This is a genomic window from Nocardia carnea (assembly GCF_029868325.1).
Lineage (GTDB): Bacteria > Actinomycetota > Actinomycetes > Mycobacteriales > Mycobacteriaceae > Nocardia > Nocardia carnea_C.
Genome location: NZ_JARWNW010000019.1, coordinates 1 through 12,405, shown reverse-complemented (window position 1 = coordinate 12,405; position 12,405 = coordinate 1). Strand labels below are relative to the sequence as shown.

Annotated in this window: 18 protein-coding genes; 16 read left to right on the top strand and 2 right to left on the bottom strand. The window is 67.4% G+C overall.

What is annotated here, in order from left to right; genetic code table 11:
• The coding region (locus tag QH196_RS00555; RefSeq protein WP_432279402.1) for a hypothetical protein at nucleotides 1-424 on the bottom strand (424 nt) is incomplete at its 3' end.
• Between the two features lie 143 nt (nucleotides 425-567).
• On the opposite strand from QH196_RS00555, the gene QH196_RS00550 reads away from it, so the two are divergent.
• The 15 genes from QH196_RS00550 (at nucleotide 568) to QH196_RS00480 (ending at nucleotide 11,463) form a co-directional block, all read left to right on the top strand.
• Nucleotides 568-798, top strand: a complete 231-nt coding sequence (locus QH196_RS00550; protein ID WP_280413773.1) for a helix-turn-helix domain-containing protein — start codon at nucleotides 568-570, stop codon at nucleotides 796-798.
• Nucleotides 795-1,070: a hypothetical protein gene (locus QH196_RS00545; RefSeq protein WP_280413772.1), complete on the top strand. Its 276-nt coding sequence runs from the start codon at nucleotides 795-797 to the stop codon at nucleotides 1,068-1,070. The genes QH196_RS00550 and QH196_RS00545 overlap by 4 nt, the downstream gene beginning before the upstream one ends.
• Nucleotides 1,070-1,219 (top strand): hypothetical protein, encoded by a 150-nt coding sequence (locus QH196_RS00540; RefSeq protein WP_280413771.1) that lies wholly within the window; start codon nucleotides 1,070-1,072, stop codon nucleotides 1,217-1,219. Before QH196_RS00545 ends, QH196_RS00540 begins: the two co-directional genes overlap by 1 nt.
• Nucleotides 1,216-1,551, top strand: a complete 336-nt coding sequence (locus QH196_RS00535; RefSeq protein WP_280413770.1) for a hypothetical protein — start codon at nucleotides 1,216-1,218, stop codon at nucleotides 1,549-1,551. Before QH196_RS00540 ends, QH196_RS00535 begins: the two co-directional genes overlap by 4 nt.
• Nucleotides 1,548-1,880 (top strand): hypothetical protein, encoded by a 333-nt coding sequence (locus QH196_RS00530; RefSeq protein WP_280413769.1) that lies wholly within the window; start codon nucleotides 1,548-1,550, stop codon nucleotides 1,878-1,880. The genes QH196_RS00535 and QH196_RS00530 overlap by 4 nt, the downstream gene beginning before the upstream one ends.
• Nucleotides 1,877-2,287, top strand: coding sequence for an RRQRL motif-containing zinc-binding protein (locus QH196_RS00525; protein WP_280413768.1), 411 nt, complete (start codon nucleotides 1,877-1,879; stop codon nucleotides 2,285-2,287). The genes QH196_RS00530 and QH196_RS00525 overlap by 4 nt, the downstream gene beginning before the upstream one ends.
• Nucleotides 2,284-3,327, top strand: a complete 1,044-nt coding sequence (locus QH196_RS00520) for a hypothetical protein (RefSeq protein ID WP_280413767.1) — start codon at nucleotides 2,284-2,286, stop codon at nucleotides 3,325-3,327. The genes QH196_RS00525 and QH196_RS00520 overlap by 4 nt, the downstream gene beginning before the upstream one ends.
• Nucleotides 3,324-5,318 carry a hypothetical protein gene (locus tag QH196_RS00515; RefSeq protein ID WP_280413766.1) on the top strand — a complete coding sequence of 665 codons (1,995 nt, stop codon included), beginning with the start codon at nucleotides 3,324-3,326 and terminating at the stop codon, nucleotides 5,316-5,318. The genes QH196_RS00520 and QH196_RS00515 overlap by 4 nt, the downstream gene beginning before the upstream one ends.
• Nucleotides 5,319-5,339: 21 nt before the next feature.
• Nucleotides 5,340-5,933, top strand: coding sequence for a hypothetical protein (locus tag QH196_RS00510; RefSeq protein WP_280413765.1), 594 nt, complete (start codon nucleotides 5,340-5,342; stop codon nucleotides 5,931-5,933).
• A 61-nt stretch (nucleotides 5,934-5,994) separates the two neighbouring features.
• Complete coding sequence (locus tag QH196_RS00505; protein WP_280413764.1) at nucleotides 5,995-7,644, top strand: hypothetical protein; 1,650 nt, start codon at nucleotides 5,995-5,997, stop codon at nucleotides 7,642-7,644.
• Nucleotides 7,644-9,107 (top strand): SLOG family protein, encoded by a 1,464-nt coding sequence (locus tag QH196_RS00500; protein WP_280413763.1) that lies wholly within the window; start codon nucleotides 7,644-7,646, stop codon nucleotides 9,105-9,107. Before QH196_RS00505 ends, QH196_RS00500 begins: the two co-directional genes overlap by 1 nt.
• Nucleotides 9,108-9,134: 27 nt before the next feature.
• Nucleotides 9,135-9,524, top strand: a complete 390-nt coding sequence (locus tag QH196_RS00495; RefSeq protein ID WP_280413762.1) for a hypothetical protein — start codon at nucleotides 9,135-9,137, stop codon at nucleotides 9,522-9,524.
• 41 nt (nucleotides 9,525-9,565) lie between these two features.
• On the top strand, nucleotides 9,566-9,964 hold the full coding sequence (locus QH196_RS00490) for a hypothetical protein (RefSeq protein ID WP_280413761.1): 399 nt from the start codon (nucleotides 9,566-9,568) through the stop codon (nucleotides 9,962-9,964).
• A gap of 109 nt (nucleotides 9,965-10,073) precedes the next feature.
• Entirely contained in the window at nucleotides 10,074-11,072 is a 999-nt protein-coding gene (locus QH196_RS00485) for a DUF2637 domain-containing protein (RefSeq protein ID WP_280413760.1), read from the top strand.
• A gap of 4 nt (nucleotides 11,073-11,076) precedes the next feature.
• Nucleotides 11,077-11,463: a hypothetical protein gene (locus tag QH196_RS00480; protein WP_280413759.1), complete on the top strand. Its 387-nt coding sequence runs from the start codon at nucleotides 11,077-11,079 to the stop codon at nucleotides 11,461-11,463.
• A gap of 288 nt (nucleotides 11,464-11,751) precedes the next feature.
• Here QH196_RS00480 and QH196_RS00475 read toward each other — a convergent pair whose 3' ends face one another.
• Complete coding sequence (locus QH196_RS00475) at nucleotides 11,752-11,925, bottom strand: hypothetical protein (RefSeq protein ID WP_280413758.1); 174 nt, start codon at nucleotides 11,923-11,925, stop codon at nucleotides 11,752-11,754.
• 21 nt (nucleotides 11,926-11,946) lie between these two features.
• Here QH196_RS00475 and QH196_RS00470 point away from each other — a divergent pair, with 21 nt between their 5' ends.
• Complete coding sequence (locus tag QH196_RS00470) at nucleotides 11,947-12,279, top strand: hypothetical protein (RefSeq protein ID WP_280413757.1); 333 nt, start codon at nucleotides 11,947-11,949, stop codon at nucleotides 12,277-12,279.
• The last annotated feature ends 126 nt before the right edge of the window (nucleotides 12,280-12,405 follow it).

The window sequence follows — 12,405 nt, the reverse complement described above, 5'->3', positions numbered from 1 at the left end:
GGGGATCGCCGAACAGCATCCGCACCTGCATTCCATCCTTGGTCCGTTGCCGGATGGTCCGTGCAAAAAGCGGGTCTTCCGCCATGAACAAGCCAGCCAGAACGAGGATATCCAGGCGTTCTGCAGTAGACGACAGGAGCCTGGTCCAAAGGTCGTTAGGGATCGAGTTCCGGTGTGGGTAGACCTTGAGAACCTCCGACTCGCTGATTTCGCTGCGCCGTTCCGGTGCGACGGCGTCGGGCCACAGGTAGTTCTCGGTTTCCCGGACCAATGACGCGAGCGTATGCCGGTGTCGGGGGTAGGGCGTCCGCCCTTTCGTGATCCATCGCTCGACGGTCTTCTCCTCGACACCCACCGCCTCTGCAACGTGCGGGATATCCAGGCCGTGGCGGTGAAGGGCGTCACGGAGGCGGTCGTTCGGCATTGCCACTCCAAGGGACGAGTAGGGACTTCTTAAGTGTATCGAAGACGTCCCTACTCGTCCATCTATGTGGTGAAGCTGGCTGACGATTTCCCGAAAAGTAGGGAATTGCAACGGATTTCCTACTTCAAGGGGAGTGAATGCCCATGTCACCCGAGAACTTTGAGAACGCCAGCGGGAGCGACGCTCGTCGGCTCATCAGCCTGAAAACCGCCGCTGCACTCGTCGACGTTGATGCGAAGACAATTCGCAACTGGATCTCGGCAGGCCACCTTCGGGGGTTTCGGATCAATGGCCACTTGCTCAGGGTGAATCACGCGGAGCTTCTCGCGCTCGTCCAGCCTGTCGGAGCCGATCTGGCCGGTGATATCGCATGAGCACACCAGCGGAACGGGTATTGCAGGCCCGCATCGCCGCCCACGAATCGTGGTCAAAGACACCCGATCGTGCAGCACGTACGGCAAAGGCCCGGGCTGCGATGGCGAGCAAGTTCGACCAGGTCGTCGACCCCGATGGGCTGTTGAGTCCGGAAGAGCGCGCGTACCGGGCAGATCAGGCTCGCAAGGCGCACTACACCCGGTTGGCGCTCAAGTCTGCCAAGTCTCGCCGGCGCCGCCGGGAGAAGAGCCGGAAAGGCGGTGACTTCTGATGCGCACCCGCACATTCGGTATCGCGATCGCAGCGGTTTCGGTCGGCTTTCTGGTGTTGACGACGCCGGAGGTTGTCGGGTTCACGGTCATGCTGCTGGGCGCGATCGCGTTGTGGCGGGTGCGTCCTCGGTCGGGGGTGCGGCGGTGAACGGGCAGTTCAGCGGCCGGGAGCCGCAGGGGCAGGTTGTCACGCATTACGACCGGGTGCGCGGTCATCACGCGTTCCAGAGCATGGCCGGCCCGGAATTCACCGGGACGGGAGCGGTGTTCACGCCGATCCGGGCGCTGCCGGTTGGTGGGCAGTTGATCGCGTGGGCGGTGCTGATCCTGATCGGGATGGGCGGGTGTACCGCGGCGTGGATCGATCAGCAGTCCTATGTGCCGTCTCCCGATATCTGCCGGACCGCGAACGCTGGCGTGCCGGCGGAACCCGCGGGTTCGTGTGTGCCACGTGAGCAGGTCGCGGAGGTGCCTCGATGAATGCCGAGAAGTACAGCGATGAATGGTTCCGCGCGGTGGCCGCTGCTGATCGTGAGGTCGATCGGCTCGACCTGGTGGACGACGTGTTGTTCGACATGTTCCACGCGGCGACGGCGGTCCAGAGCCGGAAGGGGTACCGGGATTGCTCGGCCGAGGAGGCCAAGTACGAGCACTACCGCGGTGTCATCGATTCGGTCTGGGAGGACCGCTACGCGGCAATGGATCGCAAGACCGACGTGCAGTTCGGTCGCGAGTTCACCGAAGCGCAGCAGCGGCGCCGCGAAGAACATCTGCGCGAGCGTGCGCCCCGGCGGGAGCGGTCGCGGTGAGTAAGTATCTCGATCCGCAAGGCCGCCGTCATGGTGGCGTGCCGACTTACCCATGGGGTTTGGGCCCGCAGCATCTGCGGACGTTCCGGCAGTTGCGGGCGGAGGGCAAACGCCCTGGCGGGGAGTGGGAAGCGCAGGTGCTGCGTGGCCGGCGGGGCAGGGACCCGCTCACGGCGTATCTCTACGACGCCGAGAAGGCCAAGCCGAAGCGTGAACCGACTGCGGCGCAGTTGGAGGCGTTGCAGATCGCGCGCTGGATCCGGTCGTCGAACGCTGCGGAGCGCCGGGGGATCGACACCAGTGAGATGCGCGAAGTCATCGACCGAGCCCGCCAGAGTCTGGCTTCCCGCCGCGCTGAGCGAGGCCGGCCGGAGGTCGAGCGCGGGGGAAGGGAGCGAACACGATGAACCACAACCAGGAGATGCCCGCTGCCGGGCGCGAATTGTCGCAGCGTGCGGAGATCGCCGCCGATATGCGGGCGGCGGGGAAGTCCTACCGCGAGATCGCCGATCGGCTGGGGATCACCGCGCGCAAGGTCGAGGCCGTTCTGGGTGAGATCGGCGCACTGCGGGCCAGTGGCCACAGTCAGAGCGAGATCGGCCGGATTGTCGGTTTGCCGCGCACCACGGTCCGGGACTTGTTGCGGTCGAAGACCTCGGTGCAGATGACGGCCCGGAAAACGGCGGCGCTCGCCGGGACCTCGGATATGAGCGGCATGCAGATCGATGTGCTGGCGCAGTTCCTCGGGATGAGCTTGAACCACACCTATGTGCTGGTGGCGGAGTTGGCGCAGGCGAAGCTGATTCACCCGCTCAAGCAGGTGCAGCCGGGCGCGAAATGGGTGTACCCGACCCGGGACACCGCCGCCCAGTACCTGGGGTGGAAGCCGCGGGAGTGGACCCCGCCGCTGATGTACGCCAACCACTACCGGGCAGTGGCACAGGCCCGCATCATGCTCGTCGGCCCGGACCCGGACCGGTGGGTCTCGGAACGGGTGCTGCGCCGCCGCGCCGAACAGCAGGCCGCCGAAGGCCGGGGCCCGGTGGTGCTGTCCTCAGGACTCACCCCCGCCGCCGGCCGCTCGCACGTCCACGATGCCCGGTTCGCGCGTCGGCGCCGGCGCGGTGAGTTCGAGTGGTGGGCGCTGGAAGTCGAGCTGACCCGCAAAACCGTCACCGCGATGGACACCGCCCTGGCAGGCGCGGTCCGGGCCTTGCGTGACTCACACGCCGAGCCGGAGCCGTGTGTCGGGCTGCTGTATCTGTGCCGGTCCGCGTCGGTGATGGACGGCGTGAACGCCGCCGCCGAGCGGTTGCCGGCGGAGTTGTCCGCGCTCGATTTCGAACTTTCGGTCCTGGATTTCGACGACCGCTGGGGCGAATGGCTCGCCAACCAGAAAGCCACACGAGCCCGCAAAGGGCTGCACGTCACCAAGGAAGCGTCATGAGCAATTTCGACTGCACGCCGATCGTCACCCCTGACGATTGCGCCCCCTACGGCGGACCCGCCCCCGAAGCGTCCCCCGCGCCCGCACCCACCCCGGTGGGGGACCCGATCCCGGAAACCAGCCCGATCACCCCGCCGATCGAACAGCTCGGCGATATCGACTTGCCGGACCTGTCGGTGATCACCGATGCCGCCGGCCGGTCCGCTGTGGTGGCAGCGGTAGTGATTGCGGTGCTGATCATGACCGTGGCAGTGGCGGCTCAGCGTCCGGTGGAGCCGCACCGGTTGCGGAACTTCGCCACCGCCGCCCTGCTCTTGCCGCTGTCGTCGGTGGCCGCGGGCGGATCCTGGTCTACCCCGTGGGTCCTGTTGTGGTCCGGCGCCGGCGAGGTCGCGGCCGCGGATTTCACCGGTATCACGCCGATGCTGCTGATCGCCCTGCCCGCGGGGATGCTGGCCGCCACCTATTTCTGGGCGGAGTTCCTGCACAAGAACGCCAGCGTCGGGCAGAAGAGCCTGGCTCGTACCGAGCGGATCGCCGCCGCAATGCAGAAACGTCGCGACCGCGCCGCCGCCCGCACCGCCGCGCACGGTGCCCCGTACACCGCGGGGGCCAACGTGGTGTTGGGTGTGCTGTCCGAGCATGTGAGCGCAGCCCCGCTGGGGGTGTGGCGGTCACTGGCAGCCCGGCATATGCAGTGGCTGACCGTCCCGATGACCGAGGTCGGCCGCCACGTCGCATGGGTGGGCACCACCGGCTCCGGCAAAACCACCGGGCTGGAACGGCATTTCGTCGCCGTCCAAGAAGCGTCGTGGACGGCGTGGCATCGCTGGCGGGATGTGCCCGGGATGAAGGGCAAGCACCCGCGGCCGTTGATGGTGCTGATCGCGTGCAAGGGCGGTGAAGACGACCGCAAGTTCGGCGAGAAGATCCGCCGGATCTCGCTGAAACGCGGCATCGACCCGGACCGGATCGCGATGGTCCTGCCCGGTGGGGACCGCCTCAACATCTGGGATATGCCCGCGCGCGACCTGCGCGGTGTGCTGTCGGACCTGATGGGGTCCGGCCAAGCCTCGACCAGCGAGGGCCAGCACTTCGACGAAATGCGCAAACGCATCGTCTCGCTGGTCGTCGACGCCCCGGCCGGGCCGCCGCGCTCCAGCGACGAATTCTTGGCCCGGCTCAACGAGCAGACCCTGATCGATGCGTGGCACGCTGCGCCGGATGTGGTGCGGCAGGTCAAGGCGCTGCAGGCGGAGAAGGTTCCGCAGCTCGACGACGCCCTGATCAAGATGTCGAACCTGTTCGCGCAGCTCAAGGACCAGGACGGCAACGGGGTGTTCGACGGCGGCCGGGATCTGAACGAGCTGGATGTGTTGTTTGTGACGGTGCCCGGGATGGACAAGGACGCCGCCCGCGCCCAGGTCGCCGCCATTCTGCGGATGGTGATGCAGCGCGCCGGGCGCACCAAAGCCGAAGACCGCCGCGCCGTCTATCTCCTTTTGGACGAGGCCAGTGCGGTCGCGACGGAGCAGGGCTCGATCGGGCTGGTGGAGATCGCCGAACGCGGACGCTCCCAGGGCGTGTCGATCACGTTCTCCGCCCAGTCCAAAGAAGGGCTGGCCGTCGATCCATGGACGTTGTCGCGGTTGCTGTCCTCCTGCGCCGGCGGGCTGCTGCTGGGCTATTCGGAGAACGCCGGGGACCTGTGCAAACACCTCGGATCGATCCGCCGGATGCTGCCGAGTCGGCATCTGATCAAGGGCCAGCGCCACGGCGACGAGGGCCAAACCTCCTATGGGGAGAAGTGGCTGGTCGATCCGGACCGCATCCGGCAGATGGCCACCGGCGACGTCGTCTACGGCAAGGCCGGCCACGCCTGGTACGGGCGCATCGTCCCTGTCGATATCGACGCCCTCAAACCCCTTCCCGGCACCACCGCCCACCCCGACACCGCGCCCGCAACTGCTGCGGCGCCGTCGCCCGCCTGACCCGAAAGGACTCGATTTGCCATGCGTAAGAGCAACTTCGACCACGACGATGACCGCGAACCCGAACGTCGCGGTGACCTCGACGAACTCATGGACATGCTGTCCGACGAGCTGGAGGAGTACCTGACCGCCGCGGCAGCCGCTGGCCAAACCACCGATGACGCCGACGTGGACCAGCGCCCGCCGACACCGGTGAAACCACTTGTCCGGCTGGTGAAGACCACAAAACCGGAACCCGCCGTGCCGGTGGAGGACGACAACCTCGCACCGATCCACCGGCCCGCCCCCGAGGTCCCGGCCGCCACGGGCGGGCGGGTGCCGCGGTGGGTGCGGGTGACGCTGCCCGGCTCCGCGGTTGTGGTCACCCTCACCGCCACCATCGCCGCCGGTCAACCCGGGGTCGTAGCGGTCCCCGTTGCCGCTTATGGAGCGGGGTGGACGGCCTACCTGTGGTGGAACGCAGCCTACCGGCCCCCACTGCGCGAGGTCGCCGCCGCAATTGTCTCCGCCATTGCCCGCACCACCAGTGCCACCGCCCACGGCGCCCGCTCGGTAGTCGGCCGCGCCGACTCCGCGCGCACCCGCCACGAAAACACCCGCACCAACCCGGCCTGACCAGGCCACAACTCGGTGCCGTCGTCGGGGCGGCACCACAACTAGTGAAGGAGGAAACACTATGTCCGATCGCCCTGTGGAGGACGAAATCATGGACGAGGCCCGCCGTTTCGGGCACAGCATGGCGCGGCTGATGCGCATGCACGCCCAGGCCAACGGATGGCTGGAGAAGCGCAAGGTACGCCGCGAGATCAACCTGGAGATGCGCCGGCAGCGCCGCACCGAGCAGGCCGAGCGGGTGCACCACAAGGCGTGGACCGCGCAGATGATCCACCGCTACCAGATCGCCGCCCAAGCCCGGTATGAGCGGTGGACCGACCCGAACACCACCATCGAGCAGCGCCGCCGCGACGATGCGGCCGCGATCCGGCACATCGACGATCTGCGCGAGCGGATCACAGGCAATACCCGGCTGACCGAGGTGGAGCGCGGGATCGCACTGGACTGCCTGGAATCGGCGCGAGTGTGGCCTTACAAGCCGGCCCGCACCCCGGAGATGCTGGCCCGTGCCCCGAAGGTCCGCGGTCTGGACGCGCTGCGGTACCGGGCTCGGCTGGCGCGCGAAACGGAATGGATCCAGCGGCGTCAGTTGGAACGCGCTACCGCTAAGCGCGAACTCAGCGTGACCACTGAGCAGCCAGAATCCGGCCAGCAGCGCCACATCCAGCCGCAGGGCATCGAGCAGAGGGGCGCGCGGCGGGACGAGCCTCAGCATGAGGAGATCCGGCACACCGCGATCGACCGCGGCACGGTTGCCGCCGAGACGGGGCGTGCCCAGGGCGTACCAAGCTCGGCGCAGTTGGCCGAGATCGAGGCCCGAATCAGGAAACTGGCCGACGAGCAGGAAAAGCGGGACCGCAAGATCTCGGTGTTGCAACGCAGTGTGGACGCGATCACCGCCGACCGCGACAACCTGCGGATCGCGCTCGACAGCGCCGAGGCCCGCATCGAACGGTTGCAGAACCTCAACCGCGGACTCTCGGTCGAACGCGACAAGTACCGCGGCGAGCGCGACCAGGCCGTGCAGAAACTTGCCCAGCGCACCCAGCCGCGTGAGCGGTACGGCAGCACCGAGCGGCAGGCAACGCAAAGCGCCGGACGGGGTAACCGGGGGGCGAGCACCGGGGCAGACGCCGAACAGAAGCAGGTGCCGAGCTGGTGGCAGGAAGCCCAGGACCGGGCCTTCGAGGCGATGCAGGCCGCCGCTGACGACCGGACATCTGCCGTCGTCACTGCGAAGGTCCGCGAACTCTCTGCCAGCAACGAGTCCCCGGAAACGATGGGGCGCCGGTTCGAGGACTGGTGGATCAAAGAAGGCGGCCAGCAACAGTACGAGGCCGAACAGCGCACCCGGGCGAGCATCACTGCGCGACGCCCGGATAACGCACTCAGTCCCGAACAGCAAGCCCAGCAACAGGACTACGAGGCCATGCGGACCGCGTTCTACGACGAGCAATCTGCTGCCTCCGAATCGGCACTCCGCAATATCGCTGCTCACGCAAAGACCGATAGAGACCTCTCCGACGGGCCCGCCGTATGGGATCAGTTCGCCACGTGGTGGGCACAGGACGGCGGTCGGGAGCAGTACAGGGCCGAACAGCGTACGCGTGGTGGGGAGAACACCCAGGCCATGCCGCGCGAGCACACCCCGGCCTCACCAGCAACGAACGGACACCGCCCGGCCCGCAACGGCATCGAGCGGAGCCGGTGATGTTGCCCGAGTTCCGAATTCTGGTCACCGGGTCGCGGTCGTGGAACGACAGTAACACCATCCGGGAAGCCTTGGCCGCTTACAAAGGCAGTCGAGCAGTCCTGATCCATGGTGATTCCCGCGGTGCCGACCGGATCGCCGCTGGGATCTGGCAGTCCTGGGGCGGGAAAGTCGAAACCCACCGTGCAGATTGGGACCGCCACGGCAAGAAGGCCGGTCCACTGCGTAACCAACAGATGGTGGCAGCCGGCGCCGATATCTGTTTGGCGTTCAACCAGGCCGAATCTGCGGGCACAGTCCACACGATGCGGTTGGCGCGGGAGGCCGGGATCCAGGTGTGCGAGTACACCGCTCCCGGGATCGAACGCCCATACACTCCGCCCACGCGCCCGCAGGAGAACCAACGTCCCGCCGGCGCCTCCTACCAGGTGATCGTCGAGGCCCTGGAACGCCGCGTCGGGCCGGGGAAGGGGTATCGGTCACCGGAGGCGTGGACGAGGTTCCTGTGCCCGGTGCACGAGGGCGACGGCGGGCATCACAACCCATCGCTTGGGGTCCGCTACGACCCCGGCCAGCACAAAACCATCGTTCGCTGCTTCGCCGCCAACGGCTGCGATGACCGCGAGGTGATGGAACGGATCGGGTTGCGGGTCCGGGATTTGTGGGACAACCTGCCCGAACGCGACCCCAACCAGCGTCACCGGCAGGTACCGACCGCGGCGCAGCGGCCGGTGCGGCCGGTGGAGCTGCCCGCGGTGGAGAAAGCGATTCGGGCGGCGCGGTTCGAGATCATCGGCCCCAAACCGGATCTCGGGGTGGCCACGGGGCCGAAGGAGAACATCGACGCCTACCTGTACAAGCTGCCCGACGGCCGGACCGAGGGTGCGGTGTTGCGGCGGGAAACCCCGCACGAACACGGGAGGGCCAAGGAGTTCACCCAACGCCGCTGGACCGGCCACGAATGGGTCAACACCGGCTTCGCGCCCATCCCATACCGGCTGCCCGAACTGCTCGATGGGATCAAACGCGGACGTGAGATCTATGTCTGCGAGGGCGAGAAGGACGTGGCCCGCGCCGAGCGTGCCGGGTTGGTCGCGACCTGCAACGCGATGGGCGCCGGGTCGTGGAAACCCGAGCATGCCCGCTGGCTCGACGGTGCGGCGCGGGTGTTCGTGGTCGCGGACCGGGACCGGCCCGGCTACCGGCACGCCGCCAAGGTCGCCGACAGCCTGTCGGGGCTGGTGGGGGAGGTGCGGGTGGTCCAGGCCCGCGACGGCAAAGACCTGTCCGACCACTTCGACGCTGGCCACGGCATCGACGACCTCGAACCCGTCCCCTACCTGGACCGTCCTCACACCCAGCGCGAGCAACCCCCACCCGCATCGCGGATGACCGCCCGCGAACGGGCCGCCATGCGCCCCGACGGCTGGGAGCGCATCAAACGACCCACCCGTACCCGCTGACTACACAACCACGGAAGGAACCCACCGATGACCAGTACAGACAACACCCGCCCCAGCACCGAACTGATCCAGCGCCATTGGCCCGCTGACGGCCCCCGCAGCCCTGAGCAGGCGCTCGAAGCCGTCTCCGCAATCGCGCAGCTGTGGCGCTACCTCCTCGGTGCGGTCGACGGCCGCATCCTGCTCAACGACCCGGCGTTCGGCGATGACCTACTCGTCAATCTCGCCAGCTCCACCACCCAGGCCGTTGTGGTTCTCGACAGCCTTGTCGCCGACCTCGCCGAGACCACCAAACACGAGGCACGCACCGGCGCGATGCGCAGCCTCGACAGCGCCGCCTACGCCTACCGAGTCGCGGCCGAAGACCTTGCCCACGCCGCGAACTGGGTCACGGCCGTCCGTAAATCGCTCGCCTGACCACCCGGATATCGACCACAACCAGGAAGGACCACCACGTCATGACCAACAGCCTCAGCACCCGATTCCGCAACGCTGCCCGACCGGCCAGCGCGTTCGGCAAAAACACCCCGCCCGGAACCACCGTCACCGGCCGGATCGCCGCCGCCGAGGACCAGCCGAAACTCAAATTCGGCGGCGCCGCCGGTGAGGTCGAACTCGACCAGGACGGCCGGCCGGTCACCCAGCTGGTGATCACCCTCGACACCGAATCCGGGGCCAAGAACCTCTACGTGTCCTGGCGCATGGAACAGGCCATCGGCATCGCCCTGGCCGACGCCGACGCCGACTTCGAAATCGGCGGAACCCTGTCGGTCACCTTCACCGGTCCCGACCCGGCGTTCCCGAAAGCCCGGCTGTTCACCGCCACCTACACCCCCGCGGGGGCGTGGGCGAAGTAGCCGGATGCGTCGCGGGGACGCACCGCCCCTTCGGTGCGTCCCCGCTGCAGATCTTGCTCACCGCTGACCACCCCGACCGAAACCAGGCCAAGGAAAGGAGCCCGGAGCCATGAGTGACACCACCCAGCTACTGCCCGGCCACCATCCCCATGCACCGGCGCGGACCCTGCACCGCACCGACAATCCACACTCACTGCACAGCCGCGACGCCGTGCACCACGGTGCGCACGACTATGCACCGTCCGCACCGGCCAGTGCACAGGCCCACCCGCGCACGAAAGAGGAGACATCCGCGGTCCGGTTCTTCTGGGCCGAACTCCTCCTCGTCGCAGCCATGTCGATCGCCGGCAACATCATCCACGCCTGGATCAACGCCCCCGAAGGCAAACAGGAAATCGCCGCATTCTTCGCCTCCTTCCCACCCATCGCGCTCCTGGCTGCCACCCACGGGGTGGGGCTGCTGGTGAAGGCCAAGAACGGCGCGAAGTTCGCCTACTGGTCCGTTGTCGCACTTACCGCCGGTATCGCGGTCGTCGCGTTCCGGCTCTCCTTCGACGCGCTCAAGGAGTTGGGCGTCCAGGTCGGGATGAGTGAACACCTGGCGTTCCTGATGCCGATCATCATCGACGGCGCCATCGGCCAAGCCACCATCGCGCTCCTGGTCCTCGCCCGCAGCGATGACAAACCGGTGGTGCGCACCGAACCCGAGCCTGTGCACCGCAGTGCACCGGCGCGCACTGTCGCGGTGCGCGAGGAGTGGACCGAAACCCGCACCACCGACACCCACCTCACCGCCGGGCCCGTCCATCCGGAACTCGACACCGGCCAGCGCACCGCCGCTGCGGAGGCGCCAAATTCGAGCGCATTGGAACTCGACGCCGACAGCAATCCGGCAGCACTGGTGCGCACCGATCGGTGGAAGTCGGTCGCCGAAGCCCTGTGCGAGGCCGATCCAGCCGGCCGCCGTGACCCGGGCAAGGTTGCCGAAATCCTGCGGCTGCGCCACGAACAGAACTGGCCACACGCCCGGATCGCTGAACACGTCGAGCTGTCGTCATCGACCGTCACCCGCACTTTGACCGCCGCCCGCACCTACATCGAGGAGTAAACCCATGCCACGCCTGATGTCCGTATCGCTGACCGAGAACCAGGTCCGTGACCGCAGCAAGACCGTGACCCGCCGTGTCGGCTGGACCATGCTGCGCGCCGGTGACCGGCTCACCCTGTGCCGCAAGGTCATGGGCCGCCGCCGTGGCGAACCACTCGTCCGCATCGTCGACGTCGAGGTCGTCTCGACCCGCCGCGAACCCCTCGACGCGATCACCGTCGACGATGTGACCGCCGAGGGATTCCCGCAGATGACGACCAGCGATTTCGTCGATTTCTTTTGCGCCAGTCATCGCGGTTGCGGGCCGGCCACCGAGATCACCCGGATCGAGTGGCGCTACCTCGACAGCGCCACTCAGCTCCAGTTCGCGACTGCGGAGACCGGCCGATGATCTCTGCCTGACTTGCCCGAACCAGTCTCGAAACCCGCTACCGTTCCGGTGGCGGGTTCTCTATGTTCTAGTTCCGTCAGGTTCGGCCGGAACCAACCCGGTGCTGCTGACGTCAAATTCTGCATGACAACTCTGCGACCGATCCCCGAGTACGAACCATCCGGCCATCCGCACCGGGACACTGGCGATAACCACGATGAAGCGTGGGCCACATGGGCACGCGAGCACAACCGACCCGCTGAACCCCAAGCACCGGACAACTCCGATCCGAAGTAGGCAATAGGGCCGTCAGCCAGGGCTGTCTGGAACCAGCGCCGACAACGGCATCGAGAACGGATAGCGTCCGGGCGCCTCGTCGACGGCCTCGATCACAGCGCGGCCCTCGGTTTCGTCGACCTCATTCACCACGAAGGCGGAACCGCCGGCCTCACCAATCCTCACCACGTCTCCTACCTGGATCATGCCCCGAGCGTAATCGAATGCATGTTCGAATCATGGTCCGATGAGTTCTCCGCGCCCCTACGGCGTGTCGTCGACCCGCCCATACCGGTCCTGGTGGACCTGGGCATCGTGCTCGCCCCCGACGCATCGTTTCGCCGCAACGCGGTGTCACTGCGCACCCGGGCAGCCGGCCTCGATACCACCGCCACCGTGCCCGGACTGCTCCACGCGTGGGCGCGGTCGACCACCGGAGCCTGGATCGGTTGGGTTCGATTCGCCATACCGACCGGCAACCGGCAGGGCTGGGTCGAGACCCGCCAATGGTGCCCCAGGCATGCCCTGACGAAGAACGACGGCGCGTCCCGGCAAGACTGAACCGCCGAATCGGGCGGTACTACGGCGGGACTTTGGCGGGAGTTGGGCGGGGGGGTGGGGGGGGGGTGGGGGTAGAGCCCCCCCCACCCCCCCCCGGAACAAAAAAAAAAACCCCGGGGGGGGGGT

What these genes read in the sequence shown, in the direction of transcription:
- QH196_RS00550 (WP_280413773.1), top strand. Translation starts at nt 568, where the DNA reads ATGTCACCCGAGAACTTTGAGAACGCCAGCGGGAGCGACGCTCGTCGG.
- QH196_RS00520 (WP_280413767.1), top strand. Translation starts at nt 2,284, where the DNA reads ATGAACCACAACCAGGAGATGCCCGCTGCCGGGCGCGAATTGTCGCAG.
- QH196_RS00530 (WP_280413769.1), top strand. Translation starts at nt 1,548, where the DNA reads ATGAATGCCGAGAAGTACAGCGATGAATGGTTCCGCGCGGTGGCCGCT.
- QH196_RS00545 (WP_280413772.1), top strand. Translation starts at nt 795, where the DNA reads ATGAGCACACCAGCGGAACGGGTATTGCAGGCCCGCATCGCCGCCCAC.
- QH196_RS00495 (WP_280413762.1), top strand. Translation starts at nt 9,135, where the DNA reads ATGACCAGTACAGACAACACCCGCCCCAGCACCGAACTGATCCAGCGC.
- QH196_RS00505 (WP_280413764.1), top strand. Translation starts at nt 5,995, where the DNA reads ATGTCCGATCGCCCTGTGGAGGACGAAATCATGGACGAGGCCCGCCGT.
- QH196_RS00470 (WP_280413757.1), top strand. Translation starts at nt 11,947, where the DNA reads ATGTTCGAATCATGGTCCGATGAGTTCTCCGCGCCCCTACGGCGTGTC.
- QH196_RS00510 (WP_280413765.1), top strand. Translation starts at nt 5,340, where the DNA reads ATGCGTAAGAGCAACTTCGACCACGACGATGACCGCGAACCCGAACGT.
- QH196_RS00540 (WP_280413771.1), top strand. Translation starts at nt 1,070, where the DNA reads ATGCGCACCCGCACATTCGGTATCGCGATCGCAGCGGTTTCGGTCGGC.
- QH196_RS00490 (WP_280413761.1), top strand. Translation starts at nt 9,566, where the DNA reads ATGACCAACAGCCTCAGCACCCGATTCCGCAACGCTGCCCGACCGGCC.
- QH196_RS00500 (WP_280413763.1), top strand. Translation starts at nt 7,644, where the DNA reads ATGTTGCCCGAGTTCCGAATTCTGGTCACCGGGTCGCGGTCGTGGAAC.
- QH196_RS00475 (WP_280413758.1), bottom strand. Translation starts at nt 11,925, where the DNA reads ATGATCCAGGTAGGAGACGTGGTGAGGATTGGTGAGGCCGGCGGTTCC.
- QH196_RS00480 (WP_280413759.1), top strand. Translation starts at nt 11,077, where the DNA reads ATGCCACGCCTGATGTCCGTATCGCTGACCGAGAACCAGGTCCGTGAC.
- QH196_RS00515 (WP_280413766.1), top strand. Translation starts at nt 3,324, where the DNA reads ATGAGCAATTTCGACTGCACGCCGATCGTCACCCCTGACGATTGCGCC.
- QH196_RS00485 (WP_280413760.1), top strand. Translation starts at nt 10,074, where the DNA reads ATGAGTGACACCACCCAGCTACTGCCCGGCCACCATCCCCATGCACCG.